This window comes from Janthinobacterium sp. TB1-E2 (assembly GCF_036885605.1).
GTDB classification, from domain to species: domain Bacteria; phylum Pseudomonadota; class Gammaproteobacteria; order Burkholderiales; family Burkholderiaceae_D; genus Janthinobacterium; species Janthinobacterium aestuarii.
Window position 1 is genome coordinate 769795 of sequence record NZ_CP142523.1, and the last position, 16679, is coordinate 786473.

At 57.5% G+C, this 16679-nt stretch carries 22 protein-coding genes; 21 read left to right on the forward strand and 1 reads right to left on the reverse strand.

All coding sequences use genetic code 11. The features are described from left to right. Positions 1–189: 189 nt before the first annotated feature. The 6 genes from rpsL (at position 190) to OPV09_RS03410 (ending at position 6169) form a co-directional block, all read left to right on the forward strand. Positions 190–573: a 30S ribosomal protein S12 gene (rpsL, locus tag OPV09_RS03385; protein ID WP_010394376.1), complete on the forward strand. Its 384-nt coding sequence runs from the start codon at positions 190–192 to the stop codon at positions 571–573. Between the two features lie 152 nt (positions 574–725). Next, a complete protein-coding gene (rpsG, locus tag OPV09_RS03390) occupies positions 726–1196 on the forward strand; it encodes a 30S ribosomal protein S7 (RefSeq protein WP_010394377.1) in 471 nt (156 codons plus the stop codon). A gap of 108 nt (positions 1197–1304) precedes the next feature. Further along, positions 1305–3410: an elongation factor G gene (fusA, locus tag OPV09_RS03395; RefSeq protein ID WP_034753184.1), complete on the forward strand. Its 2106-nt coding sequence runs from the start codon at positions 1305–1307 to the stop codon at positions 3408–3410. Between the two features lie 72 nt (positions 3411–3482). Further along, a complete protein-coding gene (gene tuf / locus OPV09_RS03400) occupies positions 3483–4673 on the forward strand; it encodes an elongation factor Tu (protein WP_034753125.1) in 1191 nt (396 codons plus the stop codon). A gap of 179 nt (positions 4674–4852) precedes the next feature. Further along, positions 4853–5170 (forward strand): 30S ribosomal protein S10, encoded by a 318-nt coding sequence (rpsJ, locus tag OPV09_RS03405; RefSeq protein ID WP_010394389.1) that lies wholly within the window; start codon positions 4853–4855, stop codon positions 5168–5170. A gap of 153 nt (positions 5171–5323) precedes the next feature. Then, positions 5324–6169: a DUF817 domain-containing protein gene (locus tag OPV09_RS03410; RefSeq protein WP_046681662.1), complete on the forward strand. Its 846-nt coding sequence runs from the start codon at positions 5324–5326 to the stop codon at positions 6167–6169. Between the two features lie 20 nt (positions 6170–6189). On the opposite strand, the gene OPV09_RS03415 is transcribed toward OPV09_RS03410, so the two are convergent. Continuing rightward, positions 6190–6735 carry a tetratricopeptide repeat protein gene (locus OPV09_RS03415; RefSeq protein ID WP_051991374.1) on the reverse strand — a complete coding sequence of 182 codons (546 nt, stop codon included), beginning with the start codon at positions 6733–6735 and terminating at the stop codon, positions 6190–6192. A 166-nt stretch (positions 6736–6901) separates the two neighbouring features. Between OPV09_RS03415 and creB the strand changes: the two genes are divergently transcribed. From creB to rplN, 15 genes are all read left to right on the forward strand, one after another. Continuing rightward, entirely contained in the window at positions 6902–7633 is a 732-nt protein-coding gene (gene creB, locus OPV09_RS03420; RefSeq protein ID WP_338680549.1) for a two-component system response regulator CreB, read from the forward strand. Then, a complete protein-coding gene (gene creC / locus OPV09_RS03425) occupies positions 7630–9051 on the forward strand; it encodes a two-component system sensor histidine kinase CreC (protein ID WP_338680550.1) in 1422 nt (473 codons plus the stop codon). Before creB ends, creC begins: the two co-directional genes overlap by 4 nt. A gap of 86 nt (positions 9052–9137) precedes the next feature. Continuing rightward, positions 9138–10529 carry a cell envelope integrity protein CreD gene (gene creD, locus OPV09_RS03430; RefSeq protein ID WP_338680551.1) on the forward strand — a complete coding sequence of 464 codons (1392 nt, stop codon included), beginning with the start codon at positions 9138–9140 and terminating at the stop codon, positions 10527–10529. 242 nt (positions 10530–10771) lie between these two features. After that, on the forward strand, positions 10772–10960 hold the full coding sequence (locus OPV09_RS03435) for a hypothetical protein (RefSeq protein WP_034753196.1): 189 nt from the start codon (positions 10772–10774) through the stop codon (positions 10958–10960). A gap of 325 nt (positions 10961–11285) precedes the next feature. After that, positions 11286–11942: a 50S ribosomal protein L3 gene (rplC, locus tag OPV09_RS03440; RefSeq protein WP_010394393.1), complete on the forward strand. Its 657-nt coding sequence runs from the start codon at positions 11286–11288 to the stop codon at positions 11940–11942. A 3-nt stretch (positions 11943–11945) separates the two neighbouring features. Next, on the forward strand, positions 11946–12566 hold the full coding sequence (gene rplD, locus OPV09_RS03445; RefSeq protein WP_034753197.1) for a 50S ribosomal protein L4: 621 nt from the start codon (positions 11946–11948) through the stop codon (positions 12564–12566). Further along, positions 12563–12880: a 50S ribosomal protein L23 gene (gene rplW / locus OPV09_RS03450; RefSeq protein WP_010394398.1), complete on the forward strand. Its 318-nt coding sequence runs from the start codon at positions 12563–12565 to the stop codon at positions 12878–12880. The genes rplD and rplW overlap by 4 nt, the downstream gene beginning before the upstream one ends. Beyond that, a complete protein-coding gene (gene rplB, locus OPV09_RS03455) occupies positions 12880–13707 on the forward strand; it encodes a 50S ribosomal protein L2 (protein ID WP_034753198.1) in 828 nt (275 codons plus the stop codon). Before rplW ends, rplB begins: the two co-directional genes overlap by 1 nt. A 10-nt stretch (positions 13708–13717) precedes the next feature. After that, positions 13718–13993: a 30S ribosomal protein S19 gene (rpsS, locus tag OPV09_RS03460; RefSeq protein ID WP_008444295.1), complete on the forward strand. Its 276-nt coding sequence runs from the start codon at positions 13718–13720 to the stop codon at positions 13991–13993. Continuing rightward, positions 13990–14322: a 50S ribosomal protein L22 gene (gene rplV / locus OPV09_RS03465; protein ID WP_170840583.1), complete on the forward strand. Its 333-nt coding sequence runs from the start codon at positions 13990–13992 to the stop codon at positions 14320–14322. The genes rpsS and rplV overlap by 4 nt, the downstream gene beginning before the upstream one ends. 9 nt (positions 14323–14331) lie before the next feature. Then, a complete protein-coding gene (rpsC, locus tag OPV09_RS03470; protein WP_034753199.1) occupies positions 14332–15156 on the forward strand; it encodes a 30S ribosomal protein S3 in 825 nt (274 codons plus the stop codon). A gap of 2 nt (positions 15157–15158) precedes the next feature. Next, entirely contained in the window at positions 15159–15578 is a 420-nt protein-coding gene (rplP, locus tag OPV09_RS03475) for a 50S ribosomal protein L16 (RefSeq protein WP_034753201.1), read from the forward strand. Positions 15579–15590: 12 nt separating this feature from the next. Then, a complete protein-coding gene (rpmC, locus tag OPV09_RS03480) occupies positions 15591–15782 on the forward strand; it encodes a 50S ribosomal protein L29 (protein WP_010394412.1) in 192 nt (63 codons plus the stop codon). Then, a complete protein-coding gene (rpsQ, locus tag OPV09_RS03485; RefSeq protein WP_010394415.1) occupies positions 15779–16051 on the forward strand; it encodes a 30S ribosomal protein S17 in 273 nt (90 codons plus the stop codon). The genes rpmC and rpsQ overlap by 4 nt, the downstream gene beginning before the upstream one ends. 253 nt (positions 16052–16304) lie before the next feature. Next, the gene (gene rplN / locus OPV09_RS03490) at positions 16305–16673 is read left to right on the forward strand and encodes a 50S ribosomal protein L14 (protein WP_008444317.1); all 369 of its coding nucleotides are present in this window, start codon (positions 16305–16307) and stop codon (positions 16671–16673) included. The last annotated feature ends 6 nt before the right edge of the window (positions 16674–16679 follow it).

Below are 16679 nucleotides of genomic sequence, written 5' to 3' on the forward strand. Positions count from 1 at the left end.
AGGTCTAAACTAGCGAGTTCTCGATTTTATTCTGCTCATCGTTTACGCATTACTTGGCATTTCATGGCCGCTCCTAATCGAGTGGCTGCGGGCGCCTCCGGTGCGCAGTAGATGAAAGCGGGACGAGGTTTTAGTCGCCGGGCATCTTGCCCGGGTTATTAATCGTAGTTTTTTGTTGGATTTATAACGATGCCAACCATCAATCAATTGATTCGCAATCCACGCGTCGCTTTGACCGTGAAGAGCAAATCGCCGGCGCTGGAAAACAGCCCGCAAAAACGTGGCGTCTGCACACGTGTTTACACCACGACTCCAAAGAAGCCTAACTCGGCTCTGCGTAAAGTCGCTAAAGTTCGCCTGACCAATGGTTTCGAAGTCATTTCGTACATTGGCGGTGAAGGCCATAACCTGCAAGAGCATAGTGTTGTGCTGTTGCGCGGCGGCCGCGTCAAGGATTTGCCGGGTGTGCGTTACCACATGGTTCGCGGTGCTCTGGATACCCAAGGCGTTAAAGACCGTAAGCAATCGCGTTCGAAGTACGGTACCAAGCGCGCTAAAGCTGGCAAGAAGTAATAAGTTGTACGCAGCAAACCCAAGTTTCGCTCAGTGGCAACTAGCTAAGTGAATGTAGTCGACCGCATCTGGTCGAGTAAGTGGAAGACTATGATGGTCGTCCGCGAGTGTGCGAAGAACGCGCGCTCAACTGAAGATTGAAAGGAATTGATATGCCACGTCGTCGTGAAGTACCCAAGCGCGAAATTTTGCCAGATCCAAAATTCGGCAACACTGATGTCGCTAAATTTGTAAACGTGCTGATGCTGTCCGGTAAGAAATCGGTTGCAGAAAACATCATCTACGGTGCTTTCGAGCACATCGCAGCAAAATCGGGCAAAGATCCGCTCGAAGTTTTTGCTACCGCAATCAACAACGCCAAGCCGCTGGTTGAGGTGAAATCCCGTCGCGTCGGTGGTGCAAACTACCAGGTGCCGGTCGAAGTTCGCCCAGTCCGTCGTATGGCTCTGTCCATGCGTTGGTTGCGTGAAGCTGCTAACAAGCGCAGCGAAAAATCGATGCCACAACGCCTCGGCGGTGAGCTGATGGAAGCGGCTGAAAGCCGCGGCGGCGCGATGAAAAAACGCGACGAAGTCCATCGTATGGCTGAAGCGAACAAAGCGTTCTCGCATTTCCGCTTCTAATATAAAGCCAGCTACCGCAAGGCGGCTGTCAAGCATCTGTTGTTCGAGGCCGGGCTCATTTTTGCAAAAAAATGCTGCTCGGTTTTGTCCATTCATTTAGGATTAATTATGGCCCGCAAGACCCCCATTGAGCGCTATCGTAATATCGGTATCTCCGCTCACATCGATGCAGGTAAGACGACCACGACCGAGCGCGTCCTGTTCTACACAGGCGTGAACCACAAGCTGGGCGAAGTCCATGATGGCGCTGCCACCACCGACTGGATGGCACAAGAGCAAGAGCGCGGTATCACGATTACCTCGGCTGCTGTTACGTGCTTCTGGAAAGGCATGGCAAACAACTTCCCAGCTCACCACATCAACATCATCGACACCCCAGGCCACGTTGACTTCACCATTGAAGTGGAACGTTCGATGCGCGTGTTGGATGGCGCCTGCATGGTTTACTGTGCAGTCGGCGGCGTGCAGCCACAATCGGAAACGGTATGGCGTCAGGCTAACAAGTACAAAGTGCCACGTCTGGCCTTCGTGAACAAGATGGACCGTACCGGCGCCAACTTCTTCAAGGTCTACGATCAGATGCGTTCGCGTCTGAAAGCCAACCCAGTACCTATTCAGATGCCTATCGGCGCTGAAGACGTCTTCACCGGTGTTATCGATCTGGTCAAGATGAAAGCGGTTATCTGGGACGACGCTTCGCAAGGCATGAAGTTCGAATACGGCGACATTCCTGCACACCTGGCCGCTGATGCTGCCAAGTGGCGCGAAAACATGGTTGAAGCCGCTGCTGAAGCGTCGGAAGACCTGATGAACAAGTACCTGGAAGAAGGCGACCTCTCGGAAGAAGAGATCAAGGCTGCCCTGCGTCAGCGTACCATCGCCAGCGAAATCGTTCCAATGTTGTGCGGTACCGCCTTTAAAAACAAGGGCGTACAAGCCATGTTGGACGCGGTCATCGAGTACCTGCCATCGCCAATCGACATTCCGCCTGTCCCAGGTCTGGACGAGGACGAGCAGCCAGTCGAGCGCGCAGCTGACGACAATGAGAAATTCTCGGCATTGGCGTTCAAGATCGCAACCGATCCGTTCGTCGGTCAGTTGTGCTTCATCCGTTGCTACTCGGGTACCCTGAATTCGGGCGACTCGGTGTTGAACTCCGTGAAGCAGAAGAAAGAGCGTATCGGCCGTATCGTGCAGATGCAAGCGAACGAACGCGAAGAAATCAAGGAAATGCGCGCTGGCGACATCGCCGCTGTTGTGGGTCTGAAAGACACCACCACCGGCGATACGCTTTGCGACGAAAAAGCCAGTGTCGTTCTGGAACGCATGGTCTTCCCTGAGCCAGTGATTTCGCAGGCAGTCGAGCCAAAAACCAAGGCCGACCAGGAAAAAATGGGCCTGGCGCTGAACCGCCTGGCTGCAGAAGATCCATCGTTCCGCGTGCGTACCGATGAAGAATCGGGCCAGACCATCATCGCCGGTATGGGCGAGTTGCATCTGGACATCATCGTTGACCGCATGAAGCGCGAATTCAACGTTGAAGCGACCGTCGGCAAGCCACAAGTGGCTTACCGCGAAACGATCCGTAAAGTGTGCGAAGAGTCGGAAGGCAAATTCGTCAAGCAATCGGGTGGTCGTGGTCAATACGGTCACGTGGTTCTGAAGATCGAACCGCAAGAACCGGGCAAGGGCTTCGAATTCGTTGACGCGATCAAGGGCGGTACCGTTCCTCGCGAATACATCCCTGCAGTTGAAAAAGGTGTGCGCGACACGCTGACTTCGGGCGTGATGGCTGGTTACCCAGTCGTTGACGTGAAAGTCACGCTGTTCTTCGGTTCGTACCATGATGTTGACTCGAACGAAAATGCATTCCGCATGGCCGCTTCGATGGCATTCAAAGATGGCTGCCGCAAAGCATCGCCAGTCATCCTGGAGCCGATGATGGCCGTGGAAGTGGAAACGCCGGAAGACTACGCCGGTACCGTGATGGGCGATCTGTCGTCGCGTCGCGGCATGGTGCAAGGTATGGATGAAATTGCTGGCGGTGGCGGCAAGATCATCAAGGCCGAAGTACCTCTGTCGGAAATGTTCGGTTACGCCACATCGTTGCGTTCGTCGACCCAAGGTCGTGCGACTTACACGATGGAATTCAAGCACTATGCTGAAGCACCTAAGCATGTGACTGAAGCAATCGTAAGCTCGAAAGCTAAGTAATAGAAGTTCCGGGCCGGCTTTCACGAGAATGCCGGTCCCTACATTTAAATCATTGTTCTAAGGAAGAATAAAATGGCAAAAGGTAAATTCGAACGGACCAAGCCGCACGTCAACGTCGGCACCATCGGCCACGTCGACCACGGTAAAACCACGCTGACCGCTGCAATCGCAACGGTTCTGTCGAAGAAATTCGGCGGCGAAGCTAAAGCATACGACCAGATCGATGCAGCACCAGAAGAAAAAGCGCGCGGTATCACGATCAACACCGCCCACGTCGAGTACGAAACGGAAACGCGTCACTACGCGCACGTTGACTGCCCAGGCCACGCCGATTACATCAAAAACATGATTACCGGTGCAGCCCAGATGGACGGCGCGATCCTGGTGTGCTCCGCAGCTGATGGCCCAATGCCACAGACCCGCGAACACATCCTGCTGGCCCGCCAAGTTGGCGTTCCATACATCATCGTGTTCCTGAACAAGTGCGACCTGGTCGACGACGCAGAGCTGCTGGAACTGGTTGAAATGGAAGTGCGCGAGCTGTTGTCGAAGTACGAATTCCCAGGCGACGACCTGCCAATCATCAAAGGTTCGGCACGTATGGCGCTGGAAGGCAAAGAAGGCGAAATGGGCGTTGACGCAGTGCTGCGTCTGGCCGATGCGCTGGATGCTTACATCCCAACGCCAGAGCGCGCTGTTGACGGTGCTTTCCTGATGCCAGTGGAAGACGTGTTCTCGATCTCGGGTCGTGGTACCGTTGTGACCGGTCGTATCGAGCGCGGCATTGTCAAAGTCGGCGAAGAGATCGAAATCGTCGGTATCACCGATACCGTCAAAACGACTTGCACCGGCGTGGAAATGTTCCGCAAGCTGCTGGACCAAGGTCAAGCTGGCGACAACGTTGGTCTGCTGCTGCGCGGCACCAAGCGTGAAGACGTGCAACGTGGTCAAGTTCTGGCCAAGCCAGGCTCGATCAAGCCGCATGCACACTTCACCGGCGAGATCTATGTTCTGTCGAAAGACGAAGGCGGCCGTCATACGCCATTCTTCAACAACTATCGTCCACAGTTCTACTTCCGTACGACGGACGTAACTGGTTCGATCGAGTTGCCAGCAGACAAAGAAATGGTCATGCCAGGCGATAACGTGTCGATCACCGTCAAGCTGATCAACCCGATCGCGATGGAAGAAGGTCTGCGCTTCGCTATCCGCGAAGGCGGCCGTACCGTCGGCGCTGGTGTTGTTGCAAAAATCCTGGCTTAATTCTTAAGCCTGCATAAAAGAAGACGCGTCGTCGCCCGGCGCCCTTCTTTTTATTCAACTGCCGGGGTTGGCAAGCATTTTGGTGCTATCATGTCGACCCTGACGGTTGTTGCGTCAGAAATTCCCGTATGACCTCATTGCCGTGCAAACCGCGCGGTTCGTTCTTTTAAGGAAATATCATGTCGGCACCAAACCAAAAAATCCGTATCCGCCTGAAGGCTTTCGATTACAAACTGATCGACCAGTCCGCTCTGGAAATCGTTGAAACCGCGAAGCGCACCGGCGCTGTCGTCAAAGGCCCAGTACCACTGCCTACCCGTATTCAACGTTTCGATGTGCTGCGTTCCCCGCACGTCAACAAAACTTCGCGCGATCAGTTCGAGATCCGTACGCACCAACGCCTGATGGACATCGTTGACCCAACGGACAAAACCGTTGACGCGCTGATGAAGCTGGACCTGCCAGCTGGTGTTGATGTCGAAATCAAACTGCAATAATCGTTTTTAAAAGGCCGGCGGGGTATCCCGCTGCCTGATGATGGGGCCGGGCCTGCTCACGATCGTGAGTGCGCCCGGCCCCATTGCTATTGGTGCCCGCGCACCTCTGCAAAATCGCTTTACAGTGCCGCAGCCGGCCGATAAAGTTGCTGCATGCTTAACGCCCTCGATACCCATCTGTTAAATGCCGCTCCCCGTGAGCGCCTGCGCGGCTGGCCGCGCTTCCTGACCGAATTCTTGTATTTCGGCATCAAGGAGGCGAGGTCGTGCCTGTTTGTGGGGCTGTTTTTTGCCGCCGTCTTCCTGGTGCCGCGCGCCGGCCTGTTCGGCCTGCCGCGCTATGACGTGCTGCTGCTGGTGGCGCTGGCGATCCAGGGCGCGATGGTTTGGAGCGGGCTGGAGACGTGGGATGAATTGAAAGCCATCTGCCTGTTTCATGCGGTCGGCTTCGCGCTGGAAGTGTTCAAGGTGTCGGGGACGATCCAATCGTGGAGCTATCCCGACTTCGCCTACACCAAGGTGTTCGGCGTGCCCCTGTTTTCCGGCTTCATGTATGCGGCCGTCGGCAGCTACATCATCCAGACCTGGCGCCTGCTCGACATGCGGATCCGCCACCATCCACCGTACTGGATGGCGGTGCTGATCGCGCTGCTGATCTACGCCAACTTCTTTACTCACCACTACATCGGCGACTACCGCTGGTATCTGGCTGCCTGCGCGCTGGGCTTGTACGCGCGCACGACCGTGGTGTTCCGCCCGCTCGACCGCGATCGCAGCATGCCCTTGCTGCTCGGTTTCGTGCTGGTCGGCTTCTTCATCTGGCTGGCTGAAAACATCAGCACCTTCTGGGGCGTGTGGCGCTATCCGAACCAGCTAGGCGCGTGGTCGGTCGTGCACGTCAGCAAATGGAGCTCATGGTCGCTGCTGGTGGTGATGACGTTCACCATCGTGGCGCACCTCAAGCACATCAAGGCCAGCATCCACGTCGCCCAGCCTTAGGCCGGGCTTCGGGACGACTTTTACAAGCTGGCCGCCACCACGTCGAAGCGCGCGCCCAGCGCCGCTTGCGGGCCGCCTTGCAGTTGCTTCGCATATTGGCGCAGTACTTCCGCCGAATACGTGCGCGAGGCGGGCGACAGCTTCGGCAGCAGCGGCAGCACGCGTTCCAGATAGCCCGTACCTTCCTGCCACTTGCCTTGCGCGGCCAGGGCCGACGCCAGCTCCACCATGCGGCGGCCAACGCGCGCATCGCTGCGCGGCTGTGCCGCTTCTTCCGTGGCCAGCGCTTGCCGGTACAGTTGCTCCGCTTCCGCATTCTTGCCCTGCAAGCGCTTGATGCGGCCCAGGTTGTACTGGCGCTGCGAGAGGATGTCCGCGCTGGCCCCGGCCTGCTCGGCACTGCGCAGCGCCTGTACGCAAGCCAGTTCCGCTTCGCCAAACTGGCCCTTGAGTTCGGCCGCGTTGCAGGCGTCCTGCTGTTCATTGGAGGTGGTGAGCGTCGCTGGCGCCGCGCAGGCGGCCAGCAGGCTGACGGCGCATAGCAGGCTGATGGTATGGGTCTTCATAGTCTCCTCGGACGGGTGTCAAACACGGTGTATCGGTGGAGTCATGCCGTAATAAATATACTATAAGTTTTTTGGGGTAGGGTGGCTTTTCGCCAGCCCGCGCGATTGACGCCGCTTGCGTGCTTCAGGGATACTCCGGGCTTGTCCATTAATGCGTGCCGCCGCCATGTCCAAGACTGTCCTGATCGTGGAAGATGAACAGGCGATTGCCGACAGCATCGCCTATGCCTTGCGCACGGACGGCTTTACGCCGCGCCATGTGATGCTGGGCGAGCACGCCCTGGCCGCGCTGCGCCCCATGCCCGGCGAAGCGGCGCAGATGCCCGTTCTCGTGGTGCTCGACGTGGGCTTGCCCGACATGAGCGGCCTGGAAGTGTGCCGCCGGCTGCGCCAGTTTTCCGACGTGCCGGTGATCTTCCTGACGGCCCGCAGCGACGAGATCGACCGCATCGTGGGCCTGGAAATCGGCGCCGACGATTACGTCACCAAACCGTTTTCGCCGCGCGAACTGGTGGCGCGCATCCGCGTCATCCTGCGCCGCGCGGGTGTCGCTCAGGTGCCGCGCGAGACTGGCATGACGATAGCCGCGCCTGTCGCCGCGACCGCGCCGGCGCGCTTCGAGTTGCGCGCGCTTGAGGCGCGGGTGCTGTTCCACGGCCAGCCGCTGGACCTGACCCGCTATGAATACCTGCTGCTGAAAACCCTGCTCGAGCATCCGGGCCACGTGCTGTCGCGCGCGCAGCTGATGGAGCGCGTGTGGAGTGGTGCCCCCGACACGCTCGAGCGGACCGTCGACGCGCACGTCAAATCGCTGCGCGCCAAGCTGCGCGCCGTCGATGCGCAGGTCGACCCCATCCACACTCACCGTGGCCTCGGCTACAGCCTGGCCGGCGCATGAAGATCGGCCTGCGCATCCTGCTCGGCTACTTCCTGATCGTCGGGCTGGCCGCGTGGTTCCTGCTGAATGTCTTCATGGAGCAGGTCAAGCCGGGCGTGCGCTCGACCCTGGAAGACACGCTGGTCGATACCTCGCAACTGCTGGCCAGCCTGGTGGCGCCCGACGTGAAGGCGGGCACGCTGGCGCAGTCGCCCGTGGCCGAGCGCATGCAGGATTACGCGCGCCATGGCGTGGACGTCAATATCAATGGCGTACGCAAGCGCACGCTCGACTACCGCATCACCATCACGGACCGGCACGGCATCGTGCTGTTCGATTCCAGCGGGCGCGACGTAGGGCGCGACTATTCGCGCTGGAATGACGTATATCTCACCTTGCAGGGCAAGTATGGCGCGCGCAGCACGCGCAGCCGGCCCGATGACGAGATGTCGACCGTCATGCATGTGGCCGCGCCGATTCGCGACGGCAATGAGGTGATCGGCGTGCTGACGGTGGCCAAGCCGAATGCCAGCGTGCAAGCGTTTGTCGAGCGCAGCCAGCGCAAGATATTGCAGCGCGGCGCCATCCTGTTGCTGCTGTCGCTGCTGATCGGCCTGGCATTTGCCTGGTGGCTGCACCATGCGCTGGGCAAGCTGATGCATTACATCGGCGACGTGGAAGCGGGGCGCAAGGTGGCGCTGCCGGCGCTGGGAAAGAACGAGATCGGTACCCTGGGGCGGGCGCTCGAGGCGATGCGCACGCGCCTGGAAGGCAAGGAATACGTGGAGCAGCTGATGCACACCCTGGCGCACGAATTGAAAAGCCCGATCGCCGCCATCCAGGCCTCGGCCGAGCTGCTGCAGGAAGACATGCCGCCGGTCGAGCGCCGCCAGTTCCTTGCCAGCATCCTGGAACAGAATGCGCGCCAGCGGCAGCTGATCGACAAGCTGCTGGCCCTCGTGCGCGTGGAAAAGCAGCAGCGCCTGGATCACCCCGAGCGCATCGCGCTGGCGCCCCTGCTGGCGCAAGTGGCGCAGGACGCGGCCGCCACCCTGGCGGCGCGCGGCGTGCGCCTGCAACTCGATACCGACGAGCTGCTTGTCGCCGGCGATGCCTTGCTGCTGCGCCAGGCGCTGGGCAATTTGCTCGACAACGCGGCCGGCTTTGCGCCACCGGGCAGTTGCATCGACCTGACGGCGCGGCGCCAGGGCAGCCAGGTGGAAATTGCCGTGCGCGACCGTGGCGCGGGCATCCCCGCGTATGCGCTGGAACGCGTCTTCGAGCGTTTCTATTCCCTGCCGCGCCCGAGCGCCGGCAAGAGCACGGGCCTGGGCTTGCCCTTCGTGCGCGAGGTGGCCTCGCTGCATGGCGGCACGGTCGAAGTGCTCAATCATGCGGAGGGCGGCGCCTGCGCGCGCCTGTGCCTGCCACTAGCCTAGCGCACTTTATTCTCCCGCTTCACACAGACTGCATCGTCAGCGCACACAGCTTTTTTACACTGGCCGCCTTACTTCAAGGATGCGCCATGCAAAAAACCCTCTTAGTCAAAGCGTTGATCGTGTTCGGCCTGATGTTGCTGATCGGCCTGCCTTTGCTGATGATTCAGGAAACGATCAAGGAGCGGATGGAATTCCGCCAGGAAGCCGTCAACAGCATCGCCGCCGATTCGGTGCGCGAACAAACCATCATCGGTCCCATCCTCGTGATCCCGTATGTGGAGCAATATGACGAGCGGGTCGAGATCGCCGTCGACAAGGAGCAGAAAGGCAGCGTGCCGGCGCAGACGCAGGTGCAGCGCCGCGTCATGCAGCGCCGCTTGCTGGTGTACCCGAACCTCTTGCTGCAGGAAGGCACCATCGAGACCGACCGCCGCTACCGTGGCATCCACCAGGTGCTGGTGTACAGCGGCCAGCATGCGTTCAAGGGCGACTTCACGGTGCCCAGTCTTGAGCAGTTGCCGCGCAAGACGCCGGACGCGCGCGTGACCCTGGGCGAGCCGTTTGTTGCCTTGTCCATCGAGGACGTGCGCGGCATCCGCAACATCCCGAAAATCGACTGGGGCGGGCGCCAGATCGAATTCGAACAGGGCACCGACCTGTTTGCCTTCCGCAGCGGCCTGCATGCACCCCTGGGCGCCATGCCGCTGGCGCAAGCGCAGCAGGTGAAATTCAGTTTTGACCTGGGACTGGACGGCATCGAACGCCAGCATTTCGTGCCGGTGGCGAAAAACAGCCAGATCAGCATCAAGTCGAACTGGCCCCATCCGCAGTTTGGCGGGCGCTTCCTGCCGTCGCCGAAACACCGCCAGATCAATGCCGATGGCTTTCAGGTCGAATGGAATATCTCGTCGCTGGCCAGCAATGCGCAAACGCAGCTGAGCACGATCGAGGGCGAGTTCAAGGTGCCCGACAGCGCACCGCTGGGCCAGGTGGACCGTTTCAGCGTCGGCTTCATCGAGCCGATCAATGTGTATTCGCAGTCGGACCGGGCCACCAAGTATGGCTTGCTGTTTGTGGCGCTGACGTTTGCCGCCTTCTTCATCTTTGAAATTTTGAAAAGCCTGCCGATCCACCCGGTGCAATATCTGCTGGTGGGCCTGTCGCTGGTGATCTTCTTCCTGCTGCTGGTGGGCCTGGCCGAGCACATCGCCTTCCTGGCCGCCTACCTGATCGCCAGCGCCGCCTGTATCACGCTGACCAGCTTTTACCTGGTGCACGTGCTGCGCAACGCCTGGCGCGGCATCGGCTTCGGCGTGGGCCTGACGTTGTTGTATGGCGCCCTGTATGGCTTGCTGAGCTCGGAAAACAATGCGCTGGTGATGGGCAGCATTCTGTTGTTCGCCGTGCTGGCCGTCATCATGGTGGCAACGCGCAAGGTGGACTGGTATCAGATTGGAAAAGGAGCGCCGCAAGAGTAAGGACCAGCCAGGCGCCAGGCGCCGCGATGCTTGCAGCCAGCCCGGACGGTGATTTGTCCGGGCTGGCTTTTTTTGATTGGCAGGTACGCGGCGTCGTTAATTGGTAGTTGGTTGGTATTGTTTACGGTATTCTATTGGCATTGCTTTTTAAGTAATGGCGGGCGCCGCGGCGCCTGCCCGGAGCGGCGCGAGGATGGCGTGTCGTCCTGGTTGTTCTTCCATCTGATAAACGGAGATGAAATATGATCAAGAAGTCGATGGCTTTCCTGTTTGCGCTGGGCCTGAGCGCCTCGTATGCGTTTGCCGCTGGCGATGTCACGCAGTGCTATAGCGAGTGCGGGCAAAAAGTGGCCAATTGCCGGGCGCACCTCGGCGGCAGCCCCATCTGCGAAGATCTGTACCAGCATTGCCTGATCAACTGCCAGCAATAAGCTTTTTCGGGCGTCACGCCCGGGAAGTGCAGGACAGGGCGCGCAAGCCATTGCGCGCCCTGTGTGTTTCTGCCATTGCCCGCCAGGGCGCATGGCGCCGTGCTTTGCGCCTCTCAAGTTGGCTCGCGGCGGCATTTTTCCGGCGTGCCGACAACTCCCGCAGGGGCGTCGCGCAACACTTTGACATACCTCGTGTTAACTTGTTGCGTCAAGGGTTTTTGTGCTATATACTAGCCGGCTTCGGTATGGATTCGTCTTTTTTGAGTCCTACGTTACTTTGTAGTTAAACAAGCCCCGCCCAATCGCAGGTGGGAATGGAGAAAAAATGAGCCTAGGCCTTCTCGGTCGCAAGGTTGGTATGATGCGCATTTTCACGGATGAAGGGGATTCGATTCCTGTCACCGTGTTGGACGTATCGAACAACCGTGTTGCGCAAATCAAAACCCCTGAAACAGATGGTTACTCCGCTGTTCAGGTCGCATTCGGTCAACGTCGCGCTTCCCGCGTGACCAAAGCTGTTGCTGGTCATCACGCTAAAGCTGGTGTTGAAGCCGGTACTCTGTTGAAAGAGTTCCGTGTCGACGCTGCCAAAGCCGCTGAACTGAAAGCTGGCGATGTTGTCGCTGCTTCCCTGTTCGAAGTCGGTCAAAAGATCGACGTGCAAGGCGTTACCATCGGTAAAGGCTATGCAGGCGTTATCAAACGTTACCACTTCGCTTCTGGCCGTGCAACGCACGGTAACTCGCGTTCGCATAACGTTCCAGGTTCCATCGGTATGGCACAAGATCCAGGTCGCGTTTTCCCTGGTAAGCGCATGACCGGTCATCTGGGTGACGTTAACCGTACGATCCAGAACCTCGTGATCGCCCGTATCGATGCCGACCGTCAGCTGCTGCTGGTCAAAGGCGCGATTCCAGGTGCGAAAAATGGCCAGGTAGTTGTCTCGCCAGCCATCAAAACCAAAGCCAAGAAGGGAGCTTAAACGATGGAACTCAAGCTTCTGAATGCGCAAGGTCAAGCCGCCTCGAACGTTGCTGCAGCCGATACGATTTTCGGCCGTGACTACAATGAAGCGCTGATCCACCAAGTCGTCATCGCTTATCAAGCGAATGCACGTAGTGGTAACCGCAAGCAAAAAGACCGTGAAGAAGTTCACCACACGACGAAAAAGCCATGGCGCCAAAAAGGTACCGGCCGCGCTCGTGCTGGTATGTCGTCGTCGCCACTGTGGCGCGGCGGTGGTCGGATTTTCCCGAACTCGCCTGACGAAAACTTCACCCACAAAGTGAATAAAAAAATGTATCGCGCAGGTATCTGCTCGATCCTGTCGCAGCTGGCTCGCGAAGAGCGCCTGATCGTCATCGACGATCTGACGATCGACGCGCCAAAAACCAAGCTGTTGTCGCAAAAATTGAACGGCCTGGGCTTTGATTCGGTTCTGATCATCACCGACGTTCTGAACGAAAACCTGGAACTGGCATCGCGCAACCTGCCTAACGTACTCGTCGTTGAGCCACGTCACGCAGACCCGATGTCCCTGGTGTTCTACAAGAAGATCCTGGTCACCAAAGCTGCATTGGCCAAGATTGAGGAGATGCTGGCATGAGCGCGATTTTGAAACATAGCGAAGAACGCTTGATGAAGGTGCTGTTGGCGCCCGTGATTTCCGAAAAGGCCACCATGGTCGCGGAAAAGAACGAGCAAATTGTATTCCGCGTACTGCCGGATGCAACCAAGCCTGAAATCAAGGCAGCGGTCGAACTGCTGTTCAAGGTTGAAGTTCTGTCCGTGCAAACTGCAAACCGCGAAGGTAAGCAAAAGCGCACCGGCAAGTTCAACGGTCGTCGTAACCATACCAAGCGTGCTTTCGTGTGCCTGAAGCCTGGCCAGGAAATCAACTTCTCCGAGGAGGCTGCATAATGGCACTCGTTAAGATGAAACCAACCTCGCCAGGCCGTCGCGGCATGGTGAAGGTGGTGAATGCCGACCTGTACAAAGGTCGTCCGTTCGCTGCCCTGGTTGAAAAGAAATCCAAGACCGCTGGTCGTAACAACAACGGTCACATCACCACCCGTCATATCGGTGGTGGTCATAAGCAACACTACCGCTTGATCGACTTCAAGCGCACCAAAGATGGTATTCCAGCGAAAGTGGAACGTATCGAATACGATCCAAACCGCACCGCGAATATCGCTCTGTTGTGCTACGCCGACGGCGAACGTCACTACATCATCGCAACCAAAGGCATGGCCGTTGGCGACAGCGTGATGAACGGTTCGGAAGCACCGATCAAATCGGGTAACTGCTTGCCAATCCGTAACATCCCAGTCGGTACCGTGATGCATTGCGTCGAAATGCTGCCAGGTAAAGGTGCCCAAATGGCACGTACCGCCGGCGCTGGCGTTGTGCTGATGGCACGTGAAGGTACCTACGCTCAAGTGCGTCTGCGCTCGGGTGAAGTACGTCGCGTGCACATCGAGTGCCGTGCAACGGTTGGTGAAGTCGGCAATGCCGAGCACAGCCTGCGTAAAATCGGTAAAGCTGGTGCGATGCGCTGGCGCGGTGTTCGTCCTACCGTTCGCGGTGTGGTCATGAACCCGGTCGATCACCCGCACGGTGGTGGTGAAGGTAAAACAGCAGCTGGTCGTCATCCAGTTTCGCCTTGGGGCCAACAGACTAAGGGTAAGAAGACACGCAGCAACAAGCGTACTACTTCCATGATCGTCTCGCGCCGCGGCAAGAAATAAGGGGTAGCACATGACACGTTCATTGAAAAAAGGGCCGTTCTGTGACGCCCACCTGGTGAAAAAAGTTGAAGCCGCGCAAGCAGCCAAAGACAAAAAGCCAATCAAAACCTGGTCGCGTCGTTCGACAATCATGCCTGACTTCATCGGCCTGACGATCGCGGTTCATAACGGCAAGCTGCACGTGCCGGTTTATGTTTCCGAAAACATGGTTGGTCACAAGCTCGGCGAATTCGCACTGACCCGTACGTTCAAGGGCCATGCAGCTGACAAAAAGGCTAAGAAATAATGGAAACTAAAGCTATCCTCAAAGGTGTGCGCCTGTCGGACCAAAAGGGCCGCCTGGTTGCTGACCTGATCCGTGGCAAGAAAGTTGACGCTGCACTCAACATCTTGCAATTCAGCCCGAAAAAAGGTGCTGCGATCATCAAACGCGTTCTGGAATCCGCTATTGCGAATGCCGAGCACAATGATGGTGCGGACATCGACGAATTGTTCGTGAAAACGATCTACGTCGAAAAGGGCCCCGTCCTGAAGCGCTTCACCGCGCGTGCAAAAGGCCGTGGCGACCGTATTTCGAAACAATCCTGTCACGTTTACGTGACTGTCGGTAACTAAGGAGCCACGATGGGTCAGAAAATTCATCCAACCGGTTTCCGTCTGGCGGTCACCCGTAACTGGGCTTCGCGCTGGTATGCAGGCAACGGTAATTTCGCTGCCATGCTGAACGAAGACTTGAAAGCACGTGCTTACCTGAAAAAGAAACTGAAGAACGCATCCGTTGGCCGCATCGTTATCGAGCGCCCAGCCAAGAACGCGCGCTTCACGATCTACAGCTCGCGTCCAGGCGTGGTCATTGGTAAAAAAGGCGAAGACATCGAAGTACTGAAGTCGGCGCTGACCAAGATCATGGGCGTACCTGTTCACGTGAACATCGAAGAAATTCGCAAGCCAGAAATCGACTCGCAACTGATCGCCGATTCGATCGCTCAGCAGCTGGAAAAACGGATCATGTTCCGCCGCGCCATGAAGCGTGCAATGCAAAATGCAATGCGCCTGGGTGCTCTCGGTATCAAGATCATGTCCTCCGGCCGTCTGAACGGTATCGAAATCGCACGTAAAGAGTGGTACCGCGAAGGCCGCGTGCCTCTGCATACCCTGCGCGCCGATATCGACTACGGTACCAGCGAAGCGTCGACCACCTACGGCATCATCGGTGTCAAGGTGTGGGTATACAAAGGTGACCGCGCGCCTAACGGCGATGCACCAGTCATCGATACCCCAGCTGACGAGAAGAAAAGCCGCGGCCCACGCCGTGACGATGGCAAGCCAGCTGGCCGTCCACGTCCAGCCGGTGCCGGTGCGAAACCATCCACAGCACCAGGTGCACGTGTGCGTACCGCCGCTAAACCGGCCGCCGCAGCAGCACCAGCTGAGAAAGCAGGAGAATAATCATGCTGCAACCAGCACGCAGAAAGTATCGTAAAGAGCAGAAAGGCCGTAATACCGGTATTTCGCACAGCCGCGGCACCGCCGTGTCGTTTGGCGAATTCGGTCTGAAGGCAGTTGCGCGCGGTCGTATCACTGCGCGTCAAATTGAAGCGGCGCGTCGTGCAATGACGCGTCACATCAAGCGCGGTGGCCGTATCTGGATCCGTATCTTCCCGGACAAACCGATTTCGAACAAACCGGCTGAAGTCCGTATGGGTAACGGTAAAGGTAATCCTGAGTACTACGTCGCTGAAATTCAGCCAGGCAAAGTACTGTACGAAATGGATGGCGTTGATGAAGCGCTGGCACGGGAAGCATTCCGTCTTGCCGCCGCTAAACTGCCACTGGCGACGACGTTTGTCATCCGCCAAGTCGGCCAATAATTGGAGTTGTATATGAAAGCATCTGAACTCCGCGGCAAGGACCAGCCAGCTCTGCAAAAAGAGCTGAATGACCTGTTGAAGGCACAGTTCGGCCTGCGCATGCAAATCGCTACGCAGCAGCTGAGCAACACTTCGCAGCTCAAGAAGGTACGCCGCGATATCGCGCGTGTGAAGACGGTAATGAATCTGAAGGAAGCCAAATGAACGAACCAGTGAAACAGTCGCTCAAGCGCACGCTGATCGGTAAAGTGGTTTCGGACAAGATGGACAAGACCGTTACCGTTCTGATCGAGCGCCACGTAAAACATCCTTTGTATGGCAAGATCATCATGCGCTCGAACAAGTATCACGCGCATGACGAGACCAACCAAGTCAAGGCCGGTGATACGGTCGAGATCCAGGAAGGTCGCCCGATCTCCAAAACGAAGGCATGGACGGTGACACGTGTGGTTCAAGCCGCACCAACCGTTTAAATAAAAGCCACCGTTTCGGCGGTGGGTTTTAATTAGTACTTGCAGGCCCGCAAATTGTATGTAATACTTGCGGGCTTCGTTCATGTAACGCCGCAAAGTGTCTGGCCACAGACAGTAGCATTCGCGGTCAGTTGATGTATGAAGGTCATGCACCCAAACAGTGAAGCCCAGCAGGGCGGCTCTGGCGGGACCAAGACTGACCGTGGGTCTACATTGTGTGGATTCTTCGGCTTAAGTTGGGAAAGAGAATACTATGATTCAAACTGAAAGCCGGCTCGAAGTGGCTGACAATACCGGTGCCAAAGAAGTAATGTGCATCAAGGTATTGGGCGGCTCCAAGCGCCGTTATGCTGGCATTGGCGATGTGATCAAGGTAACCGTTAAGGTTGCTGCGCCACGTGGCCGTGTCAAAAAAGGTGAAATTTATAACGCCGTGGTTGTGCGCACCGCTAAAGGTGTTCGCCGCCAAGACGGTTCCCTGGTGAAGTTCGACGGCAACGCCGCCGTTCTGTTGAACGCCAAGCTGGAACCGATCGGTACCCGTATTTTTGGACCTGTCACACGCGAACTGCGTACTGAGAAGTTCATGAAAATCGTGTCCCTGGCACCGGAAGTCCTGTAAGGAGTC

Coding starts and splice junctions, on each gene's coding strand:
- rpsL (WP_010394376.1), top strand. CDS start 190: ATGCCAACCATCAATCAATTGATTCGCAATCCACGCGTCGCTTTGACC.
- rpsG (WP_010394377.1), top strand. CDS start 726: ATGCCACGTCGTCGTGAAGTACCCAAGCGCGAAATTTTGCCAGATCCA.
- fusA (WP_034753184.1), top strand. CDS start 1,305: ATGGCCCGCAAGACCCCCATTGAGCGCTATCGTAATATCGGTATCTCC.
- tuf (WP_034753125.1), top strand. CDS start 3,483: ATGGCAAAAGGTAAATTCGAACGGACCAAGCCGCACGTCAACGTCGGC.
- rpsJ (WP_010394389.1), top strand. CDS start 4,853: ATGTCGGCACCAAACCAAAAAATCCGTATCCGCCTGAAGGCTTTCGAT.
- OPV09_RS03410 (WP_046681662.1), top strand. CDS start 5,324: ATGCTTAACGCCCTCGATACCCATCTGTTAAATGCCGCTCCCCGTGAG.
- OPV09_RS03415 (WP_051991374.1), bottom strand. CDS start 6,735: ATGAAGACCCATACCATCAGCCTGCTATGCGCCGTCAGCCTGCTGGCC.
- creB (WP_338680549.1), top strand. CDS start 6,902: ATGTCCAAGACTGTCCTGATCGTGGAAGATGAACAGGCGATTGCCGAC.
- creC (WP_338680550.1), top strand. CDS start 7,630: ATGAAGATCGGCCTGCGCATCCTGCTCGGCTACTTCCTGATCGTCGGG.
- creD (WP_338680551.1), top strand. CDS start 9,138: ATGCAAAAAACCCTCTTAGTCAAAGCGTTGATCGTGTTCGGCCTGATG.
- OPV09_RS03435 (WP_034753196.1), top strand. CDS start 10,772: ATGATCAAGAAGTCGATGGCTTTCCTGTTTGCGCTGGGCCTGAGCGCC.
- rplC (WP_010394393.1), top strand. CDS start 11,286: ATGAGCCTAGGCCTTCTCGGTCGCAAGGTTGGTATGATGCGCATTTTC.
- rplD (WP_034753197.1), top strand. CDS start 11,946: ATGGAACTCAAGCTTCTGAATGCGCAAGGTCAAGCCGCCTCGAACGTT.
- rplW (WP_010394398.1), top strand. CDS start 12,563: ATGAGCGCGATTTTGAAACATAGCGAAGAACGCTTGATGAAGGTGCTG.
- rplB (WP_034753198.1), top strand. CDS start 12,880: ATGGCACTCGTTAAGATGAAACCAACCTCGCCAGGCCGTCGCGGCATG.
- rpsS (WP_008444295.1), top strand. CDS start 13,718: ATGACACGTTCATTGAAAAAAGGGCCGTTCTGTGACGCCCACCTGGTG.
- rpsC (WP_034753199.1), top strand. CDS start 14,332: ATGGGTCAGAAAATTCATCCAACCGGTTTCCGTCTGGCGGTCACCCGT.
- rplP (WP_034753201.1), top strand. CDS start 15,159: ATGCTGCAACCAGCACGCAGAAAGTATCGTAAAGAGCAGAAAGGCCGT.
- rpmC (WP_010394412.1), top strand. CDS start 15,591: ATGAAAGCATCTGAACTCCGCGGCAAGGACCAGCCAGCTCTGCAAAAA.
- rpsQ (WP_010394415.1), top strand. CDS start 15,779: ATGAACGAACCAGTGAAACAGTCGCTCAAGCGCACGCTGATCGGTAAA.
- rplN (WP_008444317.1), top strand. CDS start 16,305: ATGATTCAAACTGAAAGCCGGCTCGAAGTGGCTGACAATACCGGTGCC.